The organism is Streptomyces sp. enrichment culture (assembly GCF_964272855.1).
Classification (GTDB): Bacteria; Actinomycetota; Actinomycetes; order Streptomycetales; family Streptomycetaceae; genus Streptomyces.
The window spans coordinates 6,604,420-6,628,689 of sequence record NZ_OZ186847.1; the positions used below are offsets into that span (position 1 = coordinate 6,604,420).

Genomic DNA, 24,270 nt, shown 5'->3' on the forward strand with positions numbered 1-24,270 from the left:
ATGAGCATGGCCGTGGCCGGAATGATCGCCGGGATGGCGCTGGGCTTCGCCGGGTACTTCGGCGGCTTCGGCGCGTTCCTGCTGGTGGCCGCACTGGGCGCCGTCGGGTTCGTCGTAGGCCGGCTCCTCGAGGGAGACATAGACCTGCGCGACTTCTTCCGGCCGCGCGGCAACCGGCAGGGGTGACGCCGGTGAACAGCGGCGCCGGTGAGATCCCCCGACCCCTCGGCGCCCCACCGCCGGGCGAACGCGGTGCCACGCGGATCGCCGACCGCGTCGTCGCGAAGATCGCCGCCCAGGCGGCACGCGAGGCGCTCGGCGCGGTGCCCGCCGAGGCGGCGCCGCCGCACGCGAACGTGGCCGTCCACCACGACGCCGCGCGGATCCGCATCCACCTCGAACTCGGCTACCCCGCCGACATCGGCTCCCGCTGCCGCGCGGTGCGACGTCAGGTCGCCGAGCGGGTGGGCACGCTGGTGGGATTCGAGGTGCCGGAGGTCGCCGTCGAGGTGGAACGCCTGCACCTGCCGAAGGCCCTCGGCGCCGCACGGGGGAGGACGCGATGAGCGAACCCCACGGCTCCGACGGCACCACACGGCGGATGCCGGTCCTGGAGAAGGCGGAACCGGCCGCGAGCCCCGAGCCCGCGCCGCACGCCGAGCGCGCCGGCCGGCGCTTCTGGTCCGCGCGCCGCGTGCCCGCGGGCATCGTCGCCGTCCTCCTGCTCGGCGTGTCGGGCCTCTTCCTCTACGACATCGCCGCCGTACGCGCCGACCGGCCGGCCATGCGCTGGCGCCGCGAACTGGCCCGGCAACTCGCCGAACGGCCTCTGGACGACCCCTGGGTGCTCACCGGCGCCGGCGTCGCCGCGGCCCTCGGCCTCTGGCTCGTCGTCCTGGCCGTCACGCCCGGCCTGCGCGCCCTGCTGCCGATGCGCGGCACCCGACCCGACGTCCGCGCGGCACTGCACCGGCCGGCCGCCGCCACCGTGCTGCGCGACCGGGCCATGGAGGTGGCGGGCGTGCAGTCGGCACGGGCGAAGGTGCGCCGCCGCAAGGCCACCGTCCGCGCGGTGTCCCACTTCCGCGAACTGGAGGACGTACGCGCCGACTTGGACGCCGTGCTCGCCGACGCGCTCGCGGGGCTGGGGCTCGCCCACCCGCCGGCCCTGTCCGTGCGCGTCCGGCGACCCGGCAGGAAGGGGTGACCACCATGCTCAGGACCGTCAACCGGGTACTGCTCGGCCTCGTCGGCCTCGTCCTCGTCGCCCTGGGCGGCTCCGTCCTCGCCGTCGGGCTGGGCGCCCCGCCACCCTCCTGGTGGCTCCACCAGAGCCGCCACGACGTCCTGCTCACCGCCGCCGAACGGACCCGCTGGCGGGACGCCGACTGGTGGTGGCCGGTCGTGCTCGCCGCGCTCGCCCTCCTCGTGCTGCTCGCCCTGTGGTGGCTGATCGCGGTGCTGCGCCGGCGCCGCCTGAACGAGGTCCTGGTCGACACCGGCGACGGCGAGGGCGCCCTGCTGCGCGGCCGGGCCCTGGAGGACGTCCTGGAGAGCGAGACGGCCGGCCTGGACGGCGTCACAGGCGCCCACGTCCTGCTCACCGGCCGCCGTACGGCCCCCAAGGCACGGGTACGCCTGGCGCTGGAACCCCATGTGGACCCGGGAGAGACGCTGGATCACCTCACGGCCCGGGTCCTGACCCACGCCCGTGACTCGGCGGGCCTGGCGAGCCTGCCGACGGAGGTCCGCCTGCGGGGTGTCAGGCACCGCGCGGAACGGGTCACTTGAGGCCGGCGGAGACCGGCTCCCGCCCAGAACCCTCAGAACCCGTGCCGCGCCCCGCCGTCCACCGGCACCATCACACCCGTCAGGTAGGAGGCGGCCGGAGACAGCAGGAACGCCGCCGTCCGCCCGAACTCCTCCGGCGTGCCGTACCGGCGCAGCGGAATCCGCGACTCCGCCGCCGCCCGCGTCGCCTCCGGGTCCGCGGACAGCGAGTCCAGCTCGCGCACCCGGTCGGTGTCGATCCGGCCGGGCAGCACCCCGACCACCCGGATGCCGCGCGGACCCAGCTCGTCCGACAGCGACTTGGCCAGGCCCGCGAGCCCCGGCCGCAGACCGTTGGAGATGGTCAGCCCCGCGATCGGCTCGTACACCGACCCGGACAGCACGAACCCGATGACACCGCCCTCGTCCAGCTCGGCGGCCGCCGCGCGGGCCAGCCGCACCGCGCCCAGGAACACCGACTCGAACGCGGCCTGCCACTGCTCGTCGGAATTGTCGGCCACGAAACCGGCCGGGGGCCCGCCGACGCTGATGAGGATGCCGTCGAACCGGCCGAACCGCTCCCGCGCGGTCGCGATCAGCCGGGTGGGTGCCTCCGGGTCGGAGTTGTCCACGGCCACGCCCACCACGTTCGGTCCCAGCGCGTCGGCCGCGTCCGCGACCGTCTTCTCGTCCCGCCCGGTGATGATCACCCGCGCCCCGTCGGCGACCAGCTCGCGCGCGGAGGCGTTGCCGAGGCCGCGCGTGGCCCCGGTGACGACGTACACCCGGTCCTTCAGTCCAAGATCCATGACCCCTATCCTGCCCGCTCGTCCCCGAACAGGGCGAGAGCGGTGTTCACCAGACCGATATGGCTGAACGCCTGCGGGTAGTTCCCGAGCTGGCGGCCGGTCGCCGGGTCGTACTCCTCGCCCAGCAGCCCCACGTCGTTGACCAGGCCCACCAGCCGCTCGAACAGCCGGCGGGCCTCGTCCGTACGGCCCGCCATGTGCAGGGCGTCGGCCAGCCAGAACGAGCACACCAGGAAGGTGCCCTCGTCCCCGGGCAGCCCGTCGACGGTCGTCCGCCGGGCGCTGTAGCGGCGCAGCAGACCGTCGTGCTCCAGCTCCTCGCGGACCGCCTCGACGGTGCCGAGCACCCGGGGATCGTCCGGCGGCAGGAAGCCGACGCGCGGGATCAGCAGCAGGGCGGCGTCCAGCTCCTTGGAGCCGTAGTACTGGGTGAAGGTGTTCCGCGCGGGGTCGTAGCCGCGCTCGCACACCTCCTGGTGCACCTCCTCGCGCATCGCCCGCCAGCGCTCCCGGTCGCCGTCCAGCTGCGGATAGCGCTCCAGGGCCCGCACCGCGCGGTCGAACGCCACCCACACCATCACCTTCGAGTGCACGAAGTGCCGGCGCCCGCCGCGCACCTCCCACAGCCCCTCGTCCGGCTGCCGCCAGGCCCGGCTCAGGAAGTCCACCATCGCCCGCTGGATCTCCCACCCCTGCGGCACGATCGGCATGCCCGCCCTGCGGGCCAGCGACAGCGAGTCCATGACCTCGCCGTACACGTCCAGCTGCACCTGCTTGACGGCGGCGTTCCCGATCCGCACCGGCTGGGACTCCTCGAACCCCGGCAGCCACGGCAGTTCCACCTCCGGCAGCCGCCGCTCGCCCGCCAGGCCGTACATGATCTGCAGGTCCGCCGGGTCACCCGCGACCGCGCGCAGCAGCCAGTCCCGCCAGGCCGCCGCCTCCTCCGCGTAGCCGCCCGCGAGCAGCGCGCCGAGGGTCAGCGTGGAGTCGCGCAGCCAGCAGTAGCGGTAGTCCCAGTTGCGGACCCCGCCGATCGCCTCGGGCAGGGACGTGGTGGGGGCGGCGACGATGCCGCCGGTCGGCGCGTAGGTGAGGGCCTTGAGGGTGATCAGGGAGCGGATCACCTCGTCCCGGTAGGGGCCCTGGTAGCGGCAGCGGGCCGCCCACGCCTGCCACTCCGCGACGCTCGACTCCAGCGCGGTGAACGGGTGGACCAGCGGCGGGCGCGGCTCGTGCGAGGGATGCCAGGTGAGCACGAACGCCACCCGCTCGCCCGCCCGCACGGTGAACTCCGAGTGAGTGCAGAAGTCCTGGCCCCAGGTGTGCACCGGGGGCTCGCTGCGCAGCCACACCGAGTCCGGGCCCGCGACGGCCACCCGGTGGCCGTCGGAGCGGCGCACCCACGGCACGATCGAGCCGTAGTCGAAGCGCAGCCGCAGCGTGCCGTGCATGGTGACGCTGCCGCTCAGGCCCTCCACCACGCGGACCAGATCGGGGGCGCGGTCGCGCTGCGGCATCAGGTCGGTGACCCGGACCGCCCCCTGCGGGGTCTCCCACTCGGTGTCCAGCACCAGCGTGCCGGGACGGTAGGCGCGCCGGGTGCAGGGGCCTTCGGCGTCCTTGGGGGCGAGGCGCCAGTGGCCGTTCTCCTCGTCGCCGAGCAGCTTCGCGAAGCACGCGGCCGAGTCGAAGCGGGGCAGGCACAGCCAGTCGACGGAACCGTCCTTGCCGACGAGGGCGGCGGTCTGCGCGTCGCCGATGAGCGCGTAGTCCTCGATACGGGGATGCACGGGGTGCGGGTTCCCGGCGGACCTGGGGGCCAATCGGGACTACGGCCGGGCGGGTGAGGCCGTAGGCGGGCGGGTGAGGCTGCCGCCGGGCGGGTGAAGGTGTGCGAGGGCGCTACACCGTGGCCGGTTCGGCCTCCGGCGTCTCGCCGTCGTTCTCCTTCTCCTTCTCGTTCTCCTTCTCCCGCGCCTGCGCGCGGTCGCGGGCCTCCCGGCGGGCCAGGATCACCCAGCCGAGCGGGACGGCCCCGGAGAACAGCCACCACTGCACGGCGTACGCCATGTGGGGGCCGATGTCGTCGTGGTCGGGGGCCGGGATCAGCTGCGGGGTGTCGCCCTCGGGCCGCGGATCGGTCAGTTCGACGTACCCGCCGAGGACCTGCTTGCCCAGCCGCTTCGCCTCCTGCGCGCTGTTGATCAGCATGATCTGGCGGTCGGGCAGCCCCTCGAGGTCCTTGATGCCGCTCTCGGCGGTCGTCTGGTCGGCCATCAGCCGTCCGGTGACGGTCACCTCGCCGCGCGGCGGCGCCGGGACCCTCGGGAACGTGCGCTGGGTGGCGCCCGCGGGCACCCAGCCCCGGTTGACCAGCAGGACCTTGCCGTCGGTGAGGACGAACGGGGTCAGCACGTGGTAGCCGATCTCGTCGTTGGCGTTCGTCCGACGCCGTACGACGACCTCGTGGGCGGTGTCGAACCGGCCCGTCGCCGACACCCGGCGGTACAGGTCCGCGTCCTCGATCACGGCCCCGGGCGAGGTCAGCGACTCGGCCGGCACCGGCTTCGCGGCCAGCGAGTCGGCGATCACCTTGTTCAACGCGACCCGGTGCTCATGCCGGTGCAGCTGCCAGAAGCCCAGCTCGATCATCGTCGGGATGAGCGCGAGGACGACGAGGGTGAGGATCACCCACTGCCGGGACAACAGGAAGCGGTACACCCCACGACCGTACCTCGCAGGCCGTGGGGTGCCGTCGGCAGGGGTGCCGGGACGCGGGGCTCAGACGCGGTCGACGATGCCCACCTTCCCCTCCGAGCGGGCGCAGTGGGCGCCGCAGTACCAGTGGCCCTCGACCTCGACGCCCTGGCCGATGATCTGCACCCGGCAGTGCTCGCAGATGGGAGCCATGCGGTGGATCGCGCAGGAGAAGCAGTCGAAGACGTGCACCGCGCCCTGCGCGTGCACCTCGAAGGTCATGCCGTAGTTGTTGCCGCAAACTTCGCAAGTCGCCATGCGCCACAGGGTGAGCCGTCGCCGCCGCGCGGGCGAGCGGGCGGCGGGCGAGTCGCGCGGCAATCACCCGTCCGTACGGTCACTGCTCCGACGCCGGTTCCACATCCCGCAGCAGCTGTCCGAACGCGGCCTCGTCGACCACCGGCGTGCCGTACTGCCGGGCCTTGAGCACCTTGGAGGTGCCCGAGTCCGGGTCGTTGGTGACGAGCAGGCTGGTCAGCCGGGACAGGCTGGTCGCGACGTGCAGCCCGGCCTCGGTCGCCCGGTCCTCCAGCAGCTCCCGCTCCACGGACGTGTCGCCGGAGAACGCGACCCGCATGCCCTGCTTGAGTCTTTTGCCCTCTTCGTACCGCCCTGGGTTGGGATAGGGGCATGCGGGCCGTTTCCGGGAGGGGCGCCAACTGGTCGGCCGGTAGCCGCCGTAGCCGCCAGGGCCGCCCGCCTGCTGTCCGATGCGGGGCGCGGGCCGGTCGGCCCACTCGGTCAGCGGTCGGCACTCGTGCAGCGGCAGCCGTACGTCCCCGGAGGCGGCGGCGTGCAGACTCGGCCGGAACGCCTCCGCCAGCACGCGCGCGTCGTCCAGCGCGTGGTGCGCGCGCCGCTGGACGACGCCGAAGTGGGCGGCCAGCGACTCCAGCTTGTGGTTGGGCAGCGGCAGCTCCAGCGCCTTGGACAGGGCGATGGTGCACAGCCGCTGCCGCACCGGCGCCTCGCGCCGGGCGCGCGCGTACTCCCGGGCGATCATCTGCCAGTCGAAGACGGCGTTGTGCGCGACGAGCACCCGGCCCTCCAGCCGGGTCGCGAACTCGTCGGCGATGTCCGCGAAGAGCGGCGCGCCCTCCAGTGCCTCGCTGGTGAGTCCGTGGATCCACACCGGGCCGGGATCGCGCTCGGGGTTGACCAGCGTGTACCAGTGGTCCTGGACCTCGCCTCGCGCGTCCAGCCGGTAGACGGCCGCGGAGATTATCCGGTCGTCGCGGGCCAGTCCGGTGGTCTCCACGTCAACGACCGCGTATCCGTGCGGATACGCGGCCGGCCACGTCGTGGCGGAGGACGCTGCGGTCGTGCGGTCTTCGAGCATGGTCCCTGAGGATACGGGCCGGGACTGACAGTGCTGTCCCTCAGGTGGCCGAGTGCGGCCGTGTGTTCGACGGTCCGATGTGCGTGCGTGTGAGTCGGTACCGGTCGGGCGATGTCCGGAATGTCATCCTCCGGGGGTGACCGAACCGACCGGACCGCCGCCCGGCAGTGCCCACGGGGGCGCGCTGGCCGAGCGGCTGAACTGGCTGCGTGCGGCCGTACTGGGCGCCAACGACGGGATCGTGTCCACCGCCGGTCTCGTCGTCGGTGTCGCCGGTGCGACCGGCGACCGCTCCTCGCTCCTCACCGCGGGCCTCGCCGGCCTGCTCGCCGGCTCCCTGTCGATGGCCGCGGGGGAGTATGTCTCGGTCTCCACCCAACGGGACTCCGAGAAGGCCGCGTTGGCCGTGGAGAAGCGGGAACTGCGGGAGCGGCCGGAAGCCGAGCTGGCGGAGCTGACGGGCCTGCTCGAGGAGCGGGGCCTGTCCCGGGACGTCGCCCGCGAGGCGGCCGTCCAGCTGACGGAACGTGACGCGCTGCGCGCCCACGCGCGCGTGGAGCTCGGCATCGACCCCGACGTGCTGACCGATCCGTGGCACGCGGCCTGGGCGAGCTTCCTGGCGTTCACGGCGGGAGCCTTGCTCCCGCTGCTGGCCATCGTGCTGCCGCCGGCGGACTGGCGCCTGCCGGTGACCGTGGGGTCCGTCCTGCTCGCGCTGGTCTGCACCGGCTGGAGTAGCGCCCGGCTGGGGGAGGCGGCGCCACGCCGGGCGGTGGTGCGGAACGTGGGGGGCGGGGTGTTGGCGATGGGGGTCACGTATGCGGTCGGGTCGCTGCTGGGGGCGGCGGGGGTGTGAGCGTCGTCGGTGAAGATCGCCATTGGCGGAGATCGCCAACAAACAAGCGCTTACCGCTGGTAATACTTATCGGTAACAACGTCTAGCTCCGGCCCGACGACGGTCCTACGGTGCAGTAATGCCGAACCTCCCCGATGTCGTGGTCTGGTCGATACCCGCCTTCGCGCTGCTCACGATCCTCGAGATCATCAGTGTCCGGCTCCATCCCGACGAGGAACAGGCCGGGTACGAGACGAAGGACGCCGCGACCAGTGTGACCATGGGGCTCGGCAGTCTCGTCTTCGACTTCCTGTGGAAGTTCCCGATCGTCGCCATCTACACGGCCGTCTACGAACTCACCCCGCTGCGCGTGCCCGTGCTGTGGTGGACCGTGGCCCTGATGCTCCTCGCGCAGGACTTCTTCTACTACTGGTCGCACCGCGGCCACCACGTCATCCGCATCCTGTGGGCCTGCCACGTGGTCCACCACTCCAGCCGCAAGTTCAACCTCACCACCGCGCTGCGCCAGCCCTGGACCTCGCTGACCGTCTGGCCGTTCTACGTCCCCCTGATCGCCGCCGGCGTGCACCCGGCCGCCCTCGCGTTCTGCTCCTCCGCGAACCTCGTCTACCAGTTCTGGATCCACACCGAGCGGATCGACAAGATGCCCCGCTGGTTCGAGTTCGTCTTCAACACCCCCTCCCACCACCGCGTGCACCACGCCTCCCAGGGCGGCTACCTGGACCGCAACTTCGGCGGCATCCTCATCGTCTGGGACCGCCTGTTCGGCTCGTTCACCGCCGAGACCGAGCGGCCCGTGTTCGGCCTGACGAAGAACATCGACACGTACAACCCGCTGCGGGTCGCCACCCACGAGTACGTCGCCATCGCCAGGGACGTGAAGGCCGCCTCCGGCTGGCGCGAACGGGTCGGGCGCGTCTTCGGCGGGCCCGGCTGGCAGCCCGCCCCGCCGAAGAAGGACGCCTCGAAGGAGACCGTGGTCGCATGACGCCGCGCCGCGCCCTCCTGTGGGCCTTCGGCCTCGCCGCCGCCGTCGACCTCGCCTCCCTCGCGGCCGGATTCGACCCCGGGCACGTGGTGGCCAAGCCCCTCCTGATGCCCCTGCTGGCCGGCTACGCCGCGTTCTCCGGCGCACCCCGGCTGCTGATCGCGGCCCTGCTGTGCGGCTGGGGCGGCGACGTGCTGCTGCTCTCCGGCGCGGAGCCCGCCTTCCTCGCCGGGATGGCCTCGTTCGCCGTCGGCCACGTCTGCTACCTGATGCTGTTCAAGGCGTACGGCCGTGCGGGCACCCCTCCCGGCGTGCTGCTCGCTGCCTACGGCGTCGTCCTCGTCTCCACCGTCGCCGCGCTCTGGCCCGACCTGCCGGCCGACCTGCGCGTCCCCGTGGCCGGTTACAGCCTGCTGCTCACGGCCATGGCGTACGCGGCGGCGAGCCGGTTCGGACGCACCGCGGGGATCGGCGGCGCGCTCTTCGTGCTCTCCGACACCCTCATCGCGACCGGCGTCGCCGACTGGCCGCAGGCACCGCGCCCCGACCTGTGGATCATGCTCACGTACATCGCCGCGCAGTTCCTGCTCGCCAGAGGCACACTGCGCGACCGGGTGCCGGGCGGGGACAGGACGAGGGCGACCGTCTGACGGTCACCACCGGATCGGCACCGGCAGTGCCGTCAGCAGCCCCGACACCGCGAGCACCACCGCCAGCACCACCACCTCCGCCCGCGCGGGGGAGCAGGCGGCCAGGGGGTCGGCCGCGCGGGACAGCCGGATCCGCGCCCACAGCGCCAGCGCGCCGACGGCGGCCACGAGCAGCACCTTGGCGAGCAGGGCACGCCCGTACGCCGTCGTCGTCAGCTGCTCCGGCACGGTCTCCGGCGGCATCCGGCGCAGGGTGCTCCAGACGCCCGTCACGGTGAGCACGGCGAGCAGCACCGCCGCCACGCGCGCGTAGAGCCCCAACAGGGCGGCGCCCGCCCGGTCCGCGCCCCACCGGCGCAGCGTGCGCAGCGCGTACAGCAGACCGCCCGTCCACAGCGACGCGCACAGCACGTGAACGAGCGTCAGGGCCGAGCCGGCCAGCGGGCTGTGCTCGGTCGCCGGATGGGCGCGCAGCGCCTCCGCGGCGACCACCGCGGCCAGCGGCCACACCTGGGTCCCCGGACGGCCTGACAGGGCGCACAGCCCCGCCACCGCGAACGCGTTGACCTCCAGCAGGGCCAGCTTGCCGTCCCGGGAGGCGTACAGGCCGCCGACGTCGATCTGGCCGAGGCCGTGCGGCACCAGGTTGCCGGTGGCCACCACCGAGGCCAGCCCCAGCGCGGCGGCGAACCCGGCACCGGCCGCCCACACCGCCCGGCTGCGCGGCAGCTCCGCCGGGGCGCCGGGCACGGCGCGGGCAAGCCGCCGCACGAACAGCTCGCCCAGCGGGACGCACAGTGCCGCGAAGAGGACCGCGCGCAGCAGGGCGATGCCGCCGACGCCGGGCGCGGCGGACTCGCCGGTGCCGTGCAGCGCGGCGGACGGCCCGAGCAGCGGGATCAGCGCCCCCAGGGTCACCAGGACCAGCAGGGTGACGGCCCCACCGGTACCGGCCCGCCGCGCGGTGCCGCGATTCCCGGCGGCCTCGCCGGCCGGTCGTATGGAGGTCACCGCACGATCCTCACCAGTCGCCACAGAACTGGGCAAGCCTCCGCGGACAACTGACAGACCGGCGTTCCGCGCGGGGAGCGCGTTCAGCCGGGTACCGCCCTCGTCGGCTCAGGCCCAGCGCGCCGCGTCCGCCCCCAGCGGCCCCGGCGGCCGGGCCCAGTCCTCGGGGCCGCCCTCGAAGGCGACCGGCGGCAGCGCGTACCGCAGGCGGCCGATCCGGCTGTCCCGTTCGGCCAGCCAGGGGCCCGCGTCGTAGGAGGCGGGCTCCCGCGTGTCCGCGCCGCCGCCGGCCGTGACCTCCTGCGTCAGCCACCGCGCGGTCCGCGCCAACGCCAGCCGGACGAACCGCCCGCAGCCGTCGTACGACTGTTCCGTCAGCGCCCGCAGCACCGCCGCCGCGAGCAGATGGCCCGAGCCGTGGTCGAGGGCCTGCGCGGGCAGGGCGCCCGGGTGTTCCGGCGTGCCCTCGACGACGGCGATGCCGGTGGCGGCCTGCACCAGGCTGTCGAAGCCGCGCCGCCCGCCCCACGGCCCGTACGCCCCCCACGCCGACACCTGGGCCACCACCAGCCCGGGACGCCGCTCGACGAGCGCCTCGGGGGACAGCCCGAACCGGTCGAGCGCGCCCGGACGGTAGCCGGTGACGACGACGTCCGCCGCCGTGAGCAGCTCCTCGAAGACGCGCCGGTCGGCGGCGAGGCCGAGGGTCGCCGAGCGTTTGCCGAAGCCCGTGTCGGCATGCTGGTCGGGGAGTTCGGGCAGGCCGGGCGGGTCCAGGCGCAGCACGTCCGCGCCGAGCAGGGCGAGGGTGCGGGTGGCCACGGGCCCGGCGAGGACCCGGGACAGGTCCAGCACGCGCAGCCCGGCGGCGGGCAGCAGGGGAGCGTCCGCCGTGTCCGCCGGAGCGGCGAGCACCCGCGCGGGAGCCGTGTCCAGGCGCCCGCGCTCGACCAGCGGGCGCCGCGCCACGGCCGCGGCCTGCGGATGCCCGGCCCACTCCTCGGGGGTCCGTACGGCGACGGCGAGGCCGCCGGCGGCGTACACGGCCTCCTCGACGTCCGCGGCGCCACGCGCGGCCAGCGCGGCCGCCACCCCGTCCTCGCCGACGCCCAGCGCGGACAGCAGCCGTTCCCGGTGGTGCGGGTAGTTGGCGTGGGTCCGCACCCAGCCGTCGGCCGTGCGCCAGAACCGGGACAGCGGGGCGAAGTTGACCGGCGCGCGCCCGTCGACCAGCAGCTGCCGCTCGCTGGTGAACGCGGTGGCCACCGCCCCGTCGTCCACCCGTACCCGGGGCACCCGCGCGAGCGCGTACCGCCGGGCCGCCAGTTCCGCGGCGGCCAGCGCGCACACGGCCACGCAGGCCCGCGCCGACTCCAGGACCGGCAGGCGCGCCTCCAGCGCGCCCCGCCGGGCCGTCACCGACACCCGTTCGACCAGTGCGGGGTCTCCGCCGATCGCTGACCACGCGTGAGTGATGTCCTTCATGGACGAACTATGCCGGGCCGCGCGGATGCCCCGCACGGCCCGGCATGGAGAGATGACTCCTATTGACTCGCGTCGAGTCCTACTTCACCGCGTCCAGCGCGTTGACGACGCCGAAGCCGTAGAAGCCGTTGACGCGCTTGCCGCCCTCGCACACCGCGTCCTGGTCGCCGTCGCCGTCCTGGTCGTAGGACTCGGGGCAGCCCGGGTTGTCCGCCTGCGCCTTCAGCAGCGCCTGGAGCTGGGCCGGAGTGGCGTACGGATGCTCGGACTTCAGCAGCGCGGCGACGCCCGAGGCGTGCGGCGCGGCCATCGAGGTGCCCTGGAGGAAGCCGTACTGGTTGTTCGGCATCGTGGACAGGATGCGGCCGTTCTTCGACGGCGTGTCCGGGATCTGGTAGCGCCGGTCGCCGCCCGGCGCCGCCACGTCCACCACGCCCTCGCCGTACGAGGAGTAGTACGACTTGAGGTTGTTCACGCCCGTCGCGCTGACCGTGACGACGCCCGGCAGCTGGGTCGGCACGTCGTAGCACTCGTGCGGGTCGATGGTGCGCTCGACCGGCGTGGTGTCGTTGGGGCTGGTGTCGTCGAGGATCGCGTCGGCGTCGAGGTCGTGGTTGGAGTTGCCCGCGGACGCCAGGTGCAGGGTGCCCTTCTTCTGGCCGTAGAGCTGGGCCCGGTTGACCGCGTCGACGATGGCCCGCTGGTCGGGGTCGTCCATGCAGTTGTACAGCCACGGGTCGACGTAGTAGCTGTTGTTCGTGATCTCGACGCCGTGGTCGGCGGCGAACACGAACGCGCAGACGACGCTCTCCGCGTAGAAGAGGCCGCTCTTCGGGTCGGTCACCTGGATGCCGGCGACCTTCACCCCGGGCGCGACACCGGCCACACCGACGCCGTTGCGGGCGGCGGCGATCTCACCGGCCACGTGGGTGCCGTGGTAGTCCGCCTCGGTGTACGGCCGCCAGGCGCCCTCGCTGGTGTCGGCGACGCCGCCCGCGCAGTTGGCGGACTGGGACCTGGAGAAGTTCGGGGCGAGGTCCGGATGGGTGTCGTCGACACCGGTGTCGATGACGGCGACCGTGACGTTTCTGCTGCCCGGGTTGATCTGCGCGGCCTTGTCGGCGCCGATCGCCCGCAGGTCCCACTGGTCGGCCTCGAGGGGCTCGGCCTCCGGGGTGGCCGCCGACGCGGCCTTCACCTTCGCGGCCTCCGCGGCCGTCAGGTAGTCCGCGCCGCCCTCGTCCGTCGTGCCCGCGGGGGTCAGCGGCGCGGTGCGGGTGGCACCCGCCGACTGCACGCCGCGGACCGTGCGTATCTGCTTGGCGAAGTCGGGGTTCGCCGAGTGCGCGACGATCACACCGATCTTCTCGTACGCCGTCACCACGGTGCCGCCGGCCGCCTCGACGGCCTTCTTCACCGCCGCGACGGTGCGCTTGTCCACCTCGGTGTTGACGACGTACGCCAGCTCGGGCGCGTCCGCCGCCTGCGTCGAGGTCTCCCCGCCGGGCGCGGCCGAGGCGGTCGCGGGCAGGAAGCCGAGCGAGGCGGTCAACGACAGCACGACGGGCACGGCGAGTGCGAGTCGGCGTCTGGAGCGCAGATGAGCCATGGGGTCTCCACATCATCCGGAAACGAAACGGCCCGAGACACAGGTGGTGCTCGGGCAGGTGCATGACGATGGTGCAGAGCGAAGCTATCCCCCGAACTCGCTGACCAGCAATGCGTAGCCGCGATGACTTCTCAGATTTACGACGATCGTCGTTGAACCGGTTCCCGAACGGCGCCGTGACGTTGGACAGGAGGCCGAGCACAAGCGAGCCCTCTGCCGGATCACACCGGGGGCAACTGACATCGCCGCCCGGTCGATGTGATCCAGATCACCCCTGTCGCCATCCGCACCGCGAGGAGACTCCGTGGCCACCGACGCACCGCCCCCCTCGAAGACCGAACACCGGCTACCGTCCACCGAGGAGTTCGCCAGGGTTCAGGAGAGCGCCGAGTTCGGTGAACTGCGCCGCTCCTACCGCTCCTTCGCCTTCCCGCTGACCGTCGCCTTCATCGCCTGGTACCTGCTGTACGTCCTGCTCTCCAACTACGCGGGCGACTTCATGGGCACCAAGCTGTTCGGCAACGTCAACGTGGCCCTGGCCCTCGGCCTCGCCCAGTTCCTCACCACGTTCCTCATCGCCTGGTGGTACGCGCGGCACGCCGCCGCGAAGCTCGACCCCAAGGCCGAGGCCATCAAGACCCGTATGGAGGCCGCCGAATGAGCACCGCCGCTTTCACCCTGGCAGCCGGTGAGGCGAGCGAGCACCGCGGGCTGATCATCAGCCTGTTCGGGTTGTTCGTGGTCGCGACCCTGGTCATCACCATCTGGGCGGGCCGGCAGACCAAGGACGCCGCCGACTTCTACGCCGGCGGCCGCCAGTTCACCGGCTTCCAGAACGGCCTCGCCGTCTCCGGCGACTACATGTCCGCCGCGTCCTTCCTCGGCATCGCGGGCGCCATCGCCCTCTTCGGCTACGACGGCTTCCTGTACTCCATCGGCTTCCTGGTCGCCTGGCTCGTCGCCCTGCTGCTGGTCGCCGAACCGCTGCGCAACTCCGGCCGCTACACCATGGGCGACGTCCTCGCCTACCGGATGCGCCAGCGCCCGGTCCGCACCGCCGCCGGCACCTCCACCATCGTCGTGTCGATCTTCTACCTGCTGGCCCAGATGGCCGGCGCGGGCGTCCTGGTCTCCCTGCTGCTCGGGATCACCAGCGACGGCGGCAAGATCGCCATCGTCGCCCTGGTCGGCGTCCTGATGATCGTGTACGTCAGCATCGGCGGCATGAAGGGCACCACCTGGGTGCAGATGGTCAAGGCCGTGCTGCTGATGGCGGGCGCGCTGCTGCTGACCTTCCTGGTGCTGCTGAAGTTCGACTTCAACATCTCCGAGCTGCTCGGCACCGCCGCCGACAAGAGCGGCCACGCCGCGGCCTTCCTGGAGCCCGGCCTCAAGTACGGCGCCAGCGGCACCACCAAGCTCGACTTCCTCTCGCTCGGCATCGCCCTCGTCCTCGGCACCGCCGGTCTGCCGCACATCCTGATCCGCTTCTACACCGTCCCCACCGCCCAGGCCGCCCGCAAGTCCGTGATCTGGGCGATCGGTCTGATCGGCGCCTTCTACCTGATGACCCTCGCCCTCGGCTTCGGCGCCGCCGCGCTGATCAGCCCCGAGGAGATCACCAGCTCCAACAAGGCGGGCAACACCGCCGCCCCGCTGCTCGCCCTGCACCTCGGCGGCGTCGACTCCAGCTGGGGCGCCATCCTGCTCGCCACCATCTCAGCGGTCGCCTTCGCCACGATCCTCGCGGTCGTCGCCGGCCTCACCCTCGCCTCGTCCTCGTCGTTCGCGCACGACATCTACGCCAACGTCATCAAGAAGGGCACGGCCACCGAGAAGGAGGAGATCAGCGCGGCCCGCTGGGCGACCGTCGGCATCGGCGCGGTCTCCATCGTGCTCGGCGCCCTCGCCCGCGACCTGAACGTCGCCGGCCTGGTCGCCCTGGCCTTCGCGGTCGCCGCCTCCGCCAACCTGCCGACCATCCTCTACAGCCTGTTCTGGAAGCGTTTCACCACCCAGGGCGCCCTGTGGTCGATCTACGGCGGCCTGATCACCGCGGTCGGCCTGGTGCTGTTCTCGCCGGTCGTCTCCGGCAAGCCCACCTCGATGTTCCCCGACGTCGACTTCCACTGGTTCCCGCTGGAGAACCCCGGCCTCATCTCGATCCCGGTCGGCTTCCTGCTGGGCGTCGTCGGCACCCTGCTGTCGAAGGAGGAGCCGGACAAGGGCAAGTACGCCGAGCTGGAGGTCCGCTCCCTCACCGGCACCGGCGCTCACTGAGCCCACCCGGCACGGCCGCGTCGTAGAACCCTACGACGCGGCCGTGTCTTACCTCGTGGGATCGGGCTCTGTCGTTGTCGGTGCCGTCACGTAGGCTCACTGGTGACGGAATCAAGCGTGCTCCGTGTGTGCTCCGTACGAGGGAGGGGGCCCAGTGCTCATCGACACCTACGGCCGGGTGGCCACCGACCTGCGGGTCTCGCTCACCGACCGGTGCAACCTGCGCTGCACCTACTGCATGCCCGAGGAGGGCCTGCAGTGGCTGGCCAAGCCGGACCTGCTCACGGACGACGAGATCGTCCGCCTCATCGACATCGCCGTCACCTCACTCGGCGTCAAGGAAGTCCGCTTCACCGGCGGTGAGCCCCTGCTGCGCCCCGGCCTGGTCGGTATCGTCGAGCGGGTCGCCGCCCTGGAGCCGCGCCCCCAGATGTCCCTCACCACCAACGGCATCGGCCTCAAGCGCACCGCCCCCGCCCTGAAGGCAGCCGGCCTGGACCGGGTCAACGTCTCCCTGGACACCCTGCGCCCCGACGTCTTCAAGACCCTCACCCGCCGCGACCGGCACAAGGACGTCCTGGAAGGCCTCGAAGCCGCCCGCGCGGCCGGCCTCACCCCGGTCAAGGTCAACTCCGTCCTGATGCCGGGGCTCAACGACGACGAGGCCCCCGACCTGCTGGCCTGGGCCGTCGAGCACGACTACGAGCTGCGGTTCATCGAGCAGATGCCCCTGGACGCCCAGCACGGCTGGAAGCGCGACGGCATGATCACCGCCGGGGACATCCTCACCTCCCTGCGCACCCGCTTCGAGCTGACCGAGGAGGGTTCCGAGGCCCGCGGCTCCGCCCCGGCCGAACGCTGGCTGGTCGACGGCGGCCCGCACCGCGTGGGCGTCATCGCCTCCGTCACCCGCCCCTTCTGCTCCGCCTGCGACCGCACCCGCCTCACGGCCGACGGCCAGGTCCGCACCTGCCTGTTCGCCACCGAGGAGACCGACCTCAGGGCCGCGCTGCGCTCCGGCGCCCCCGACGAGGAGATCGCCCGGATCTGGCGGCTGGCGATGTGGGGCAAGAAGGCCGGCGCGGGCCTGGACGACCCGACGTTCGTCCAGCCGGACCGGCCGATGTCCGCCATCGGCGGCTGACGCCGGGCGTCAGCCCTCCGCCTGCTGCTGCCACTCCTTCAGCAGCACCACGTCCTTCAGGAACCCGCGCACCCCGAGGAACTGCGACAGATGCTCGCGGTGCTCCTCACAGGCGAGCCAGGTCTTGCGCCGCTCCGGCGTGTGGATCTTCGGGTTGTTCCAGGCCAGCACCCACACGGCGGCGTCCCGGCAGCCCTTGGCGGAACAGATCGGGGAGGTCTCGTCACTCACTGTTTCGTCTCACCAGCGCAAAAAAGCGACGCCGAGCAGCCACGGGGGGAGCTGCCCGGCGTCGGTCCATCGCTCCGACGGGGGATGCGGAGCGCCTACGAAGTATGTCACGGGTAACCGGTTGCCGGGCACTGGAACTACATGATTGATCTGAGCATTTCCTGAGCTTCGGACGAACCCGGCACCGGCGGTCAGTCCCGCGACGCCGCTCCCGGATCCTTCCCCGCGTCCTCCGCACCGGATTCCGCCGGCGGCGCGATCATCGTCCGGGGCGGCACCGACACGAACGTCGAGGGCAGCGACGGCGCGTTCTCCCGCCCCGCGTTCGCGATCACCACCGCGATGTACGGCAAGACCGCGCCGAGCACCAACGCCACGATCGCGACATGCCGTTCCACGTTCCAGAGCACCGCGGCCAGGATCACCGAGACCGTACGGATGCTCATCGAGATCACATACCGGCGCTGGCGCCCGCGGACATCGTCCTGGAGACCCTGCCGGGCCCCAGTGATCCGGAACACCTGGGCGTTGCCGCCGTCCCCTAGCTTCCGCATCACATTCCACCATCCGCCCGCATCGGACTCTCCCCGGCCCGTCCCGACGTCCGCCGTACCGGATCGGACGCCCGGCCGGGACGACTCCACGTTACGCCGGGCCTGCGCAGGCCACGAGACCGGGTCACCCTCCGGCCTGCGCGGACGCCCTCCCCCGTCCCGCGTACGGGGCTCCCGACATGCGCCGTACGGCCTACCGGCCGAGACTGGGCGTACAGCTCACGTCGAGCCGGACGAGGAGGCAACCATGGGCTGGTTGTGGGCGATCATCGTGGGATTCGTGCTGGGCCTGATCGCCAAGGCCATCATCCCGGGCAAGCAGCACAGCCCCCTCTGGCTGATCACCATCTTCGGCATGCTCGGCGCTGTCGCGGGCAACGCCATGGCGCGCGGCTTCGGCGTCGAGGAGACGCCCGGCATCGACTGGAGCCGGCACATCTTCCAGCTCATCGCGGCCATCATCATCGTCGCCGTCGGCGACATGCTGTACATGGCGACGCTGGGCAAGCGGAAACACCGGGTCTGAGAAACGCCGCGAAGGGGTGCGGGGAGTCGCGCGAGCGACCACGACGAAGCCGCGGCCCGCGGACCGTCCGCACCCCTATCGCACTAGGCGCCCAGAACCTCGACCGCGGCAAGGTTCTTCTTGCCTCGCCGCAGCACAAGCCACCGCCCGTGCAGCAGCTCCTCCTTCGCCGCGACGGCGTCCTCCGCGGCGACCTTCACGTTGTTCACGTACGCGCCGCCCTCCTTCACCGTGCGCCGCGCCGCGGACTTGCTGGCCACCAGGCCGACCTCGGCGAACAGGTCCACGACCGGGCCGAGCTCGCCGACCTGGATGTGCGGCACCTCGGAGAGGGCCGCGGCCAGCGTCCGCTCGTCCAGGTCGGTCAGCTCGCCCTGCCCGAACAGCGCCTTGGACGCGGCGATCACCGCGGCGGTCTGGTCGGCGCCGTGCACCAGCGTCGTCAGCTCCTCGGCGAGCGCGCGCTGCGCGGCGCGGGCCTGCGGCCGCTCCTCGGTCAGCTTCTCCAGCTCCTCGAGCTCCTCGCGGGACTTGAAGGAGAGGATGCGCATGTAACGGGAGATGTCACGGTCGTCCACGTTCAGCCAGAACTGGTAGAACGCGTACGGCGTGGTCATCTCCGGGTCGAGCCAGACGGCGCCGCCCTCGGTCTTGCCGAACTTGGTGCCGTCCGCCTTCGTCATCAGCGGGGTGGCCAGGGCGTGCACGTCGGCCTGCGGCTCCAGCCGGTGGATCAGGTCCAGGCCGGCCGTGAGGTTGCCCCACTGGTCGCTGCCGCCCTGCTGGAGGCTGCACCCGTACCGCCGGTAGAGCTGGAGGAAGTCCATGCCCTGCAGGAGCTGGTAGCTGAACTCCGTGTAGCTGATGCCCTCGGAGGACTCCAGGCGACGGGCGACCGAGTCCTTCGTCAGCATCTTGTTGACACGGAAGTGCTTGCCGATGTCGCGCAGGAACTCGATCGCGGACAGACCCTCGGTCCAGTCGAGGTTGTTGACCATCAGGGCCGCGTTCTCGCCCTCGAAGGACAGGAACGGCTCGATCTGGCGGCGCAGCTTCTCGACCCAGCCCTTGACCGTCTCCGGGTCGTTCAGCGTGCGCTCCGCGGTCGGGCGGGGGTCGCCGATCAGACCCGTGGCGCCGCCCACCAGGGCCAGCGGCCGGTGCCCGGCCTGCTGGAGCCGGCGCACGGTGAGCACCTGCACCAGATGCCCCACGTGCAGGGACGGCGCGGTCGGGTCGAAGCCGCAATAGAACGTGACGGGACCGTCCGCGAGCGCCTTGCGCAAAGCGTCCTCGTCAGTGGACTGGGCGAACAGCCCACGCCACTTCAGCTCGTCGACGATGTCCGTCACGGTCGTATGTCTCCTTGAACGGTGAAAAGGGCTTCCCCCAGTCTATGGGGGCCTGCCGACAGCTCAGACGCCGCGACTGACCGAGCTCATGTTGAAGTCGGGCACCCGCAGCGGCGGCATCGCGGCCCTGGTGAACCAGTCGCTCCACTCCCTCGGCAGCGTCTTCTCCGTGCGCCCCGCCTCCGTGGCCCGCCCCAGCAGCCCGACCGGCGACTCGTTGAACCGGAAGTTGTTCACCTCGCCGGTCACCTCGCCGTTCTCGACCAGGTACACGCCGTCCCTGGTCAGGCCGGTGAGCAGCAGCGTCGCCGGGTCCACCTCGCGGATGTACCACAGGCAGGTCAGCAGCAGCCCGCGCTCGGTGCTCGCGACCATCTCGTCCAGGGTGCGGTCGTCGCCGCCGTCCAGGATCAGGTTGTCGATGCCCGGCGACACCGGCAGCCCGGTGAGGTCCGCGCTGTGCCGGCTGGTGATCAGATGCTTCAGCTCTCCGCGGCCGATCCACTCGGTGGGCGTGAGCGGCAGCCCGTTGTCGAACACCGACGAGTCGCCGCCGGACGAGTGCGCGAGCACGAACGGCGCGGCCTGGAGGCCCGGCTCGTGCGGGTCGCTGCGCAGGGTCAGCGGCAGCTCGCTCAGCCGCTCGCCGAGCCGGGTGCCGCCACCGGGCTTGGAGAACACCGTGCGGCCCTCGCTCGCGTCCCGGCCCGACGCCGACCACATCTGGTAGATCAGCAGGTCCGCGACCGCCGTCGGCGGCAGCAGCGTCTCGTACCGCCCGGCGGGCAGCTCGATCCGGCGCTCGGCCCAGCCGAGACGGACGGCCAGCTCCGCGTCGAGCGCCGCCGGGTCGACGTCCTTGAAGTCCCGGGTGGAGCGTCCGGCCCACGCCGAGCGGGAGCGGTCCGGCGACTTGGCGTTCAGCTCCAGCGTGCCGTTGGGCTGGTCGTGGCGCAGCCGCAGCCCCGTGGAGGTGCCCAGGTAGCTGCTGGTCAGCTCGTGGTTGGCGAAGCCGTACAGTTCCCGGCCGCCCGCCCGCGCGCGGGCGAACGCCTCGCCCAGGGCGGGCGCGAAGTCGGCGAACACAGCCGAGGAGGTCTCCGCGGGCGCGTCCGTGAAGTCGGGGGAGGAGGGCACGTCCGCGACGAGCGGACGGGCGTCCTCGGCGGGCTCGGCGCCGCGCGCGGCGGCCTCCGCGGCCCGCACCAGCGGCTCCAGCTCGTCCGCGGTCACGGCGGACCGGGACACCACCCCGGAGGCGGTGCCCTCCTTGCCGTCGACGGTCGCGATGACGGTGAGCGTGCGCCCGCGCGTGACGCCGTTGGTGGTCAGCGCGTTGCCCGCCCAGCGCAGGTTGGCGCTGGACTCCTCGTCGGCGATCACCACGCAGCCGTCGGCCCGGGACAGCTCCAGGGCCCGCTCGACGATCTCGTACGGCTTGTTCGTCGGGGCGCTCATCGGCCGGCCTCCTGAGTGGTGTTGAGACTGTGCTTTCCCGGGGGAATAACCCCCGGACCCCCAGCCGATCCCGTAGTGGGCGCTCATCGGCCGGCCTCCTGAGTGGTGTTGAGGATGTTCACGCCCCGGAACAGGGCGGACGGGCAGCCGTGGGAGACGGCGGCGACCTGGCCCGGCTGGGCCTTGCCGCAGTTGAAGGCGCCGCCGAGCACATAGGTCTGCGGCCCGCCGACCGCGACCATCGATCCCCAGAAGTCGGTGGTGGTCGCCTGGTAGGCGACGTCCCGCAGCTGCCCGGTGATCCGCCCGTTCTCGATCTTGAAGAACCGCTGGCCGGTGAACTGGAAGTTGTACCGCTGCATGTCGATGGACCAGGACCGGTCCCCGACGACGTAGATGCCGCGGTCGACGCCGCCGATCAGGTCCTCGGTGGACATGCCGGCCGGATCGGGCCGCAGCGAGACGTTGGCCATCCGCTGCACCGGCACATGCCCGGGGGAGTCGGCGAAGGCGCACCCGTTGGACCGCCCGAGCCCGGTGAGCTTCGCGATCCTGCGGTCCAGCTGGTACCCGACGAGCGTGCCGTCCCTCACCAGGTCCCAGGACTGCGCCTCGACGCCCTCGTCGTCGTACCCGACGGTCGCCAGGCCGTGCTCGGCGGTGCGGTCGCCGGTGACGTTCATCAGCTCCGAGCCGTACTTCAACGTGCCGAGCTGGTCGAACGTGGCGAACGAGGTGCCGGCGTACGCGGCCTCGTAGCCCAGCGCGCGGTCCAGCTCGGTCGCGTGCCCGATGGACTCGTGGATCGTCAGCCACAGGTTGGACGGGTCCACGACCAGGTCGTACAGCCCCGGCTCCACGCTCGGCGCGCGCATCTTCTGCGCCAGCAGCTCCGGCATCTCGGCCAGCTCGGCGTCCCAGTCCCAGCCGGTGCCCGTCAGGTACTCCCAGCCGCGCCCGACCGGCGGCGCGAGCGTGCGCATCGAGTCGAACTCGCCGCTCGAATCGTCGACCGACACCGCCGTGAGCTGCGGATGCAGCCGGACCCGCTGCTGCGTGGTCACGGTCCCGGCCGTGTCGGCGTAGAACTTGTTCTCGTGCACGGTGAGCAGCGAGGCGTCGACATGGTCCACCCCGTCGGCCGCCAGCAGCCGCCGGCTCCACTCCGCCAGCAGCCCGGCCTTCTCCTCGTCGGGCACGGTGAACGGATCGATCTCGTACGACGAGATCCACGTCCTGTCGGCGTGCACCGGCTCGCCCGCGAGCTCCACCCGCTCCTCCGACCCGGCCGCCTTGATCACCTGAGCGGAGAGCCTGGCCATCGCCACCGCCTGGCTCGCCACCTTCGCGGCGGCGTCCATGGTCAGGTCCACGCCGGACGCGAAGCCCCACGTCCCGCCGTGCACCACCCGCACCGCGTAGCCCAGATCGGTGGTGTCCGACGACCCGGACGGCCTGCCGTCCCGCAGCCGCCAGGACGCGCTGCGCACCCGCTCGAACCGGAAGTCCGCGTGCTCCGCGCCGAGGGCACGCGCGCGTGCCAGCGCGGCGTCGGCGAGGGCGCGTAGCGGAAGTGCCGTGAAGGCTTCGTCGATGGTATGAGGCACCCGAGGTCTCCCTGCTGTCGTCGCCTGTCGGCTCCGAGCATGACGCGCCCGCGGGCCCGCGGACCACACGTTTGTATCCGGCGACCGGGGCTTTCTGTAGGGATTCGACAGTGAGCCCCCTGCGCCACTGTGGGTGCCCGAATGTCCGGCGCCCGCGGCCGACCGATAGGTTTTCGGTGAAGCCGCCTGTCATGGCCGCCTGTCGTCCAGGTGCCGGGCGGGGTATCAGACCGCTATCGAAAGGGTGATCCGTTGAGCCGCTCGGTTCTCGTCACCGGAGGCAACCGGGGCATCGGCCTCGCCATCGCCCGCGCTTTCGCCGACGCCGGCGACAAGGTCGCGATCACGTACCGGTCCGGCGAGCCGCCGGCCGGTTTCCTCGCCGTCAAGTGCGACATCACCGACCCCGAGCAGGTGGAGCAGGCCTACAAGGAGATCGAGGCCGAGCACGGCCCGGTCGAGGTGCTGGTGGCCAACGCCGGCGTCACCAAGGACCAGCTGCTGATGCGCATGTCCGAGGAGGAGTTCACCTCGGTCATCGACACCAACCTCACCGGCACCTTCCGCGTCGTGAAGCGGGCCAACCGCGGCATGCTGCGCGCCAAGAAGGGCCGGGTCGTCCTCATCTCGTCGGTCGTCGGCCTGCTGGGCTCGGCCGGCCAGGCGAACTACGCCGCGTCCAAGGCCGCCCTCGTCGGCTTCGCGCGCTCCCTCGCCCGTGAGCTGGGCTCGCGCAACATCACTTTCAACGTCGTCGCGCCCGGTTTCGTCGACACGGACATGACCCGGGCGCTCAGCGACGAGCAGCGCGAGAACATCATGTCTCAGGTGCCGCTCGGCCGTTACGCGCAGCCCGAGGAGATCGCCGCGACGGTGCGGTTCCTCGCCTCGGACGACGCCTCGTACATCACTGGAGCCGTCATCCCCGTAGACGGCGGACTGGGAATGGGTCACTGATCACCATGAGCGGAATTCTCGAGGGCAAGCGCGTCCTGATCACCGGTGTGCTGATGGAGTCCTCCATCGCCTTCCACACCGCCAAGCTGGCCCAGGAGCAGGGCGCCGAGATCATCCTGACCGCGTTCCCGCGGCCCACGCTGACCGAGCGCATCGCCAAGAAGCTGCCCAAGCCGACCAAGGTCATCGAGCTCGACGTCACCAACGACGAGCACCTGGGCCGGCTGGAGGAGATCGTCGGCCAGGAGCTGGGCGGCCTCGACGGCGTCGTCCACTCCATCGGCTTCGCCCCGCAGGACGCGCTCGGCGGCAACTTCCTCAACACGCCGTTCGAGTCGGTGGCCACCGCCATGCACGTCTCGGCGTTCTCGCTGAAGTCGCTGACCATGGCCTGCCTGCCGCTGATGCAGAACGGCGGCTCGGTCGTCGGCCTCACCTTCGACGCCCAGTACGCCTGGCCGCAGTACGACTGGATGGGCCCGGCCAAGGCCGCCCTTGAGGCCACGAACCGCTACATGGCGCGTGACCTGGGCAAGCAGGGCATCCGCTGCAACCTCATCTCGGCGGGCCCGATCGGCTCCATGGCCGCCAAGTCCATCCCGGGCTTCAGCGAGCTGGCCTCGGTGTGGGACAGCCGCTCCCCGCTGGAGTGGGACCTGAAGGACCCGGAGCCGGCCGGCCGCGGTGTGGTCGCCCTGCTGAGCGACTGGTTCCCGAAGACCACCGGCGAGATCATCCACGTGGACGGTGGTCTGCACGCCATCGGTGCGTGACCCGTCCCGTAAGGCATCGCCTACGGCGCCGACGCCCCGTTTCCCGCCTGGCGCGGGGAGCGGGGCGTCACCCGTTCGGTCTATCCGGCCAGGCGGAAGCCCGAGGCAACC

At 72.1% G+C, this 24,270-nt stretch carries 26 protein-coding genes; 13 read left to right on the forward strand and 13 right to left on the reverse strand.

The annotated features are described in order from the left end of the window. Genes ACSU6L_RS29220 through amaP form a run of 4 tightly spaced genes read left to right on the forward strand, consistent with a single transcriptional unit; the run spans window position 1 to window position 1,791 of the window. A complete protein-coding gene (locus ACSU6L_RS29220; RefSeq protein WP_437061561.1) occupies window positions 1-186 on the forward strand; it encodes a hypothetical protein in 186 nt (61 codons plus the stop codon). Further along, on the forward strand, window positions 183-566 hold the full coding sequence (locus ACSU6L_RS29225) for a hypothetical protein (RefSeq protein ID WP_437061563.1): 384 nt from the start codon (window positions 183-185) through the stop codon (window positions 564-566). Before ACSU6L_RS29220 ends, ACSU6L_RS29225 begins: the two co-directional genes overlap by 4 nt. After that, window positions 563-1,207 (forward strand): DUF6286 domain-containing protein, encoded by a 645-nt coding sequence (locus tag ACSU6L_RS29230; RefSeq protein ID WP_437061565.1) that lies wholly within the window; start codon window positions 563-565, stop codon window positions 1,205-1,207. The genes ACSU6L_RS29225 and ACSU6L_RS29230 overlap by 4 nt, the downstream gene beginning before the upstream one ends. A 5-nt stretch (window positions 1,208-1,212) precedes the next feature. After that, window positions 1,213-1,791, forward strand: coding sequence for an alkaline shock response membrane anchor protein AmaP (gene amaP, locus ACSU6L_RS29235; protein ID WP_437061567.1), 579 nt, complete (start codon window positions 1,213-1,215; stop codon window positions 1,789-1,791). A 32-nt stretch (window positions 1,792-1,823) separates the two neighbouring features. On the opposite strand, the gene ACSU6L_RS29240 is transcribed toward amaP, so the two are convergent. From ACSU6L_RS29240 to ACSU6L_RS29260, 5 genes are all read right to left on the reverse strand, one after another. Then, window positions 1,824-2,579, reverse strand: coding sequence for an SDR family oxidoreductase (locus ACSU6L_RS29240; RefSeq protein WP_437061569.1), 756 nt, complete (start codon window positions 2,577-2,579; stop codon window positions 1,824-1,826). 5 nt (window positions 2,580-2,584) lie between these two features. After that, window positions 2,585-4,372: a glycoside hydrolase family 15 protein gene (locus ACSU6L_RS29245; RefSeq protein ID WP_437061571.1), complete on the reverse strand. Its 1,788-nt coding sequence runs from the start codon at window positions 4,370-4,372 to the stop codon at window positions 2,585-2,587. A gap of 112 nt (window positions 4,373-4,484) precedes the next feature. Beyond that, window positions 4,485-5,303, reverse strand: a complete 819-nt coding sequence (locus ACSU6L_RS29250; RefSeq protein ID WP_437061573.1) for an SURF1 family cytochrome oxidase biogenesis protein — start codon at window positions 5,301-5,303, stop codon at window positions 4,485-4,487. Window positions 5,304-5,363: 60 nt separating this feature from the next. Further along, complete coding sequence (locus ACSU6L_RS29255) at window positions 5,364-5,597, reverse strand: hypothetical protein (RefSeq protein ID WP_073942431.1); 234 nt, start codon at window positions 5,595-5,597, stop codon at window positions 5,364-5,366. A gap of 79 nt (window positions 5,598-5,676) precedes the next feature. Next, complete coding sequence (locus ACSU6L_RS29260; protein WP_365517000.1) at window positions 5,677-6,678, reverse strand: DEDDh family exonuclease; 1,002 nt, start codon at window positions 6,676-6,678, stop codon at window positions 5,677-5,679. A gap of 136 nt (window positions 6,679-6,814) precedes the next feature. Between ACSU6L_RS29260 and ACSU6L_RS29265 the strand changes: the two genes are divergently transcribed. The 3 genes from ACSU6L_RS29265 (at window position 6,815) to ACSU6L_RS29275 (ending at window position 9,172) form a co-directional block, all read left to right on the forward strand. Continuing rightward, window positions 6,815-7,534 (forward strand): VIT1/CCC1 transporter family protein, encoded by a 720-nt coding sequence (locus ACSU6L_RS29265; RefSeq protein WP_437061576.1) that lies wholly within the window; start codon window positions 6,815-6,817, stop codon window positions 7,532-7,534. Window positions 7,535-7,652: 118 nt separating this feature from the next. Next, window positions 7,653-8,522 (forward strand): sterol desaturase family protein, encoded by an 870-nt coding sequence (locus ACSU6L_RS29270; protein WP_437061578.1) that lies wholly within the window; start codon window positions 7,653-7,655, stop codon window positions 8,520-8,522. Continuing rightward, the gene (locus ACSU6L_RS29275; RefSeq protein ID WP_437061580.1) at window positions 8,519-9,172 is read left to right on the forward strand and encodes a lysoplasmalogenase; all 654 of its coding nucleotides are present in this window, start codon (window positions 8,519-8,521) and stop codon (window positions 9,170-9,172) included. The genes ACSU6L_RS29270 and ACSU6L_RS29275 overlap by 4 nt, the downstream gene beginning before the upstream one ends. Before the next feature lie 3 nt (window positions 9,173-9,175). Here the strand turns inward: ACSU6L_RS29275 and ACSU6L_RS29280 are convergent, their stop codons facing one another. From ACSU6L_RS29280 to ACSU6L_RS29290, 3 genes are all read right to left on the reverse strand, one after another. Beyond that, complete coding sequence (locus ACSU6L_RS29280) at window positions 9,176-10,183, reverse strand: CopD family protein (protein WP_437061582.1); 1,008 nt, start codon at window positions 10,181-10,183, stop codon at window positions 9,176-9,178. A 108-nt stretch (window positions 10,184-10,291) separates the two neighbouring features. Then, window positions 10,292-11,668 (reverse strand): CoA transferase, encoded by a 1,377-nt coding sequence (locus ACSU6L_RS29285; protein WP_437061584.1) that lies wholly within the window; start codon window positions 11,666-11,668, stop codon window positions 10,292-10,294. Window positions 11,669-11,747: 79 nt separating this feature from the next. Further along, window positions 11,748-13,277, reverse strand: a complete 1,530-nt coding sequence (locus tag ACSU6L_RS29290; RefSeq protein ID WP_437061586.1) for a S8 family serine peptidase — start codon at window positions 13,275-13,277, stop codon at window positions 11,748-11,750. A 304-nt stretch (window positions 13,278-13,581) separates the two neighbouring features. On the opposite strand from ACSU6L_RS29290, the gene ACSU6L_RS29295 reads away from it, so the two are divergent. The 3 genes from ACSU6L_RS29295 (at window position 13,582) to moaA (ending at window position 16,701) form a co-directional block, all read left to right on the forward strand. Next, window positions 13,582-13,938, forward strand: coding sequence for a DUF485 domain-containing protein (locus tag ACSU6L_RS29295; protein WP_437061588.1), 357 nt, complete (start codon window positions 13,582-13,584; stop codon window positions 13,936-13,938). Next, entirely contained in the window at window positions 13,935-15,557 is a 1,623-nt protein-coding gene (locus ACSU6L_RS29300) for a solute symporter family protein (RefSeq protein ID WP_437061590.1), read from the forward strand. The genes ACSU6L_RS29295 and ACSU6L_RS29300 overlap by 4 nt, the downstream gene beginning before the upstream one ends. 154 nt (window positions 15,558-15,711) lie before the next feature. Beyond that, window positions 15,712-16,701 carry a GTP 3',8-cyclase MoaA gene (moaA, locus tag ACSU6L_RS29305; protein ID WP_437061592.1) on the forward strand — a complete coding sequence of 330 codons (990 nt, stop codon included), beginning with the start codon at window positions 15,712-15,714 and terminating at the stop codon, window positions 16,699-16,701. 9 nt (window positions 16,702-16,710) lie between these two features. Here moaA and ACSU6L_RS29310 read toward each other — a convergent pair whose 3' ends face one another. Both ACSU6L_RS29310 and ACSU6L_RS29315 read right to left on the reverse strand, forming a co-directional pair. Then, on the reverse strand, window positions 16,711-16,932 hold the full coding sequence (locus ACSU6L_RS29310; RefSeq protein WP_437061594.1) for a hypothetical protein: 222 nt from the start codon (window positions 16,930-16,932) through the stop codon (window positions 16,711-16,713). Between the two features lie 191 nt (window positions 16,933-17,123). Then, on the reverse strand, window positions 17,124-17,486 hold the full coding sequence (locus ACSU6L_RS29315) for a DUF3099 domain-containing protein (protein WP_437061596.1): 363 nt from the start codon (window positions 17,484-17,486) through the stop codon (window positions 17,124-17,126). A gap of 247 nt (window positions 17,487-17,733) precedes the next feature. Here ACSU6L_RS29315 and ACSU6L_RS29320 point away from each other — a divergent pair, with 247 nt between their 5' ends. Next, window positions 17,734-18,012: a GlsB/YeaQ/YmgE family stress response membrane protein gene (locus ACSU6L_RS29320; protein WP_437061598.1), complete on the forward strand. Its 279-nt coding sequence runs from the start codon at window positions 17,734-17,736 to the stop codon at window positions 18,010-18,012. 83 nt (window positions 18,013-18,095) lie between these two features. Here the strand turns inward: ACSU6L_RS29320 and tyrS are convergent, their stop codons facing one another. From tyrS to ACSU6L_RS29335, 3 genes are all read right to left on the reverse strand, one after another. Continuing rightward, the gene (tyrS, locus tag ACSU6L_RS29325; protein ID WP_437061600.1) at window positions 18,096-19,364 is read right to left on the reverse strand and encodes a tyrosine--tRNA ligase; all 1,269 of its coding nucleotides are present in this window, start codon (window positions 19,362-19,364) and stop codon (window positions 18,096-18,098) included. A gap of 63 nt (window positions 19,365-19,427) precedes the next feature. Next, a complete protein-coding gene (locus ACSU6L_RS29330) occupies window positions 19,428-20,822 on the reverse strand; it encodes a metallopeptidase TldD-related protein (protein WP_437061602.1) in 1,395 nt (464 codons plus the stop codon). Window positions 20,823-20,905: 83 nt separating this feature from the next. Beyond that, window positions 20,906-22,429 (reverse strand): TldD/PmbA family protein, encoded by a 1,524-nt coding sequence (locus tag ACSU6L_RS29335; RefSeq protein WP_437061604.1) that lies wholly within the window; start codon window positions 22,427-22,429, stop codon window positions 20,906-20,908. 252 nt (window positions 22,430-22,681) lie between these two features. On the opposite strand from ACSU6L_RS29335, the gene fabG reads away from it, so the two are divergent. Together fabG and fabI are read left to right on the forward strand one after the other, a co-directional pair. Then, the gene (fabG, locus tag ACSU6L_RS29340) at window positions 22,682-23,386 is read left to right on the forward strand and encodes a 3-oxoacyl-[acyl-carrier-protein] reductase (protein ID WP_073942225.1); all 705 of its coding nucleotides are present in this window, start codon (window positions 22,682-22,684) and stop codon (window positions 23,384-23,386) included. Window positions 23,387-23,391: 5 nt separating this feature from the next. Then, window positions 23,392-24,159 carry an enoyl-ACP reductase FabI gene (fabI, locus tag ACSU6L_RS29345; protein WP_073942224.1) on the forward strand — a complete coding sequence of 256 codons (768 nt, stop codon included), beginning with the start codon at window positions 23,392-23,394 and terminating at the stop codon, window positions 24,157-24,159. Window positions 24,160-24,270: the final 111 nt, after the last annotated feature.

Excerpts from the sequence above, each read along its gene's own strand:
- ACSU6L_RS29220 (WP_437061561.1), top strand. The coding sequence starts at position 1 with ATGAGCATGGCCGTGGCCGGAATGATCGCCGGGATGGCGCTGGGCTTC.
- ACSU6L_RS29230 (WP_437061565.1), top strand. The coding sequence starts at position 563 with ATGAGCGAACCCCACGGCTCCGACGGCACCACACGGCGGATGCCGGTC.
- amaP (WP_437061567.1), top strand. The coding sequence starts at position 1,213 with ATGCTCAGGACCGTCAACCGGGTACTGCTCGGCCTCGTCGGCCTCGTC.
- ACSU6L_RS29240 (WP_437061569.1), bottom strand. The coding sequence starts at position 2,579 with ATGGATCTTGGACTGAAGGACCGGGTGTACGTCGTCACCGGGGCCACG.
- ACSU6L_RS29255 (WP_073942431.1), bottom strand. The coding sequence starts at position 5,597 with ATGGCGACTTGCGAAGTTTGCGGCAACAACTACGGCATGACCTTCGAG.
- ACSU6L_RS29260 (WP_365517000.1), bottom strand. The coding sequence starts at position 6,678 with ATGCTCGAAGACCGCACGACCGCAGCGTCCTCCGCCACGACGTGGCCG.
- ACSU6L_RS29270 (WP_437061578.1), top strand. The coding sequence starts at position 7,653 with ATGCCGAACCTCCCCGATGTCGTGGTCTGGTCGATACCCGCCTTCGCG.
- ACSU6L_RS29275 (WP_437061580.1), top strand. The coding sequence starts at position 8,519 with ATGACGCCGCGCCGCGCCCTCCTGTGGGCCTTCGGCCTCGCCGCCGCC.
- ACSU6L_RS29285 (WP_437061584.1), bottom strand. The coding sequence starts at position 11,668 with ATGAAGGACATCACTCACGCGTGGTCAGCGATCGGCGGAGACCCCGCA.
- ACSU6L_RS29290 (WP_437061586.1), bottom strand. The coding sequence starts at position 13,277 with ATGGCTCATCTGCGCTCCAGACGCCGACTCGCACTCGCCGTGCCCGTC.
- ACSU6L_RS29300 (WP_437061590.1), top strand. The coding sequence starts at position 13,935 with ATGAGCACCGCCGCTTTCACCCTGGCAGCCGGTGAGGCGAGCGAGCAC.
- ACSU6L_RS29315 (WP_437061596.1), bottom strand. The coding sequence starts at position 17,486 with ATGCGGAAGCTAGGGGACGGCGGCAACGCCCAGGTGTTCCGGATCACT.
- ACSU6L_RS29320 (WP_437061598.1), top strand. The coding sequence starts at position 17,734 with ATGGGCTGGTTGTGGGCGATCATCGTGGGATTCGTGCTGGGCCTGATC.
- ACSU6L_RS29330 (WP_437061602.1), bottom strand. The coding sequence starts at position 20,822 with ATGAGCGCCCCGACGAACAAGCCGTACGAGATCGTCGAGCGGGCCCTG.
- fabI (WP_073942224.1), top strand. The coding sequence starts at position 23,392 with ATGAGCGGAATTCTCGAGGGCAAGCGCGTCCTGATCACCGGTGTGCTG.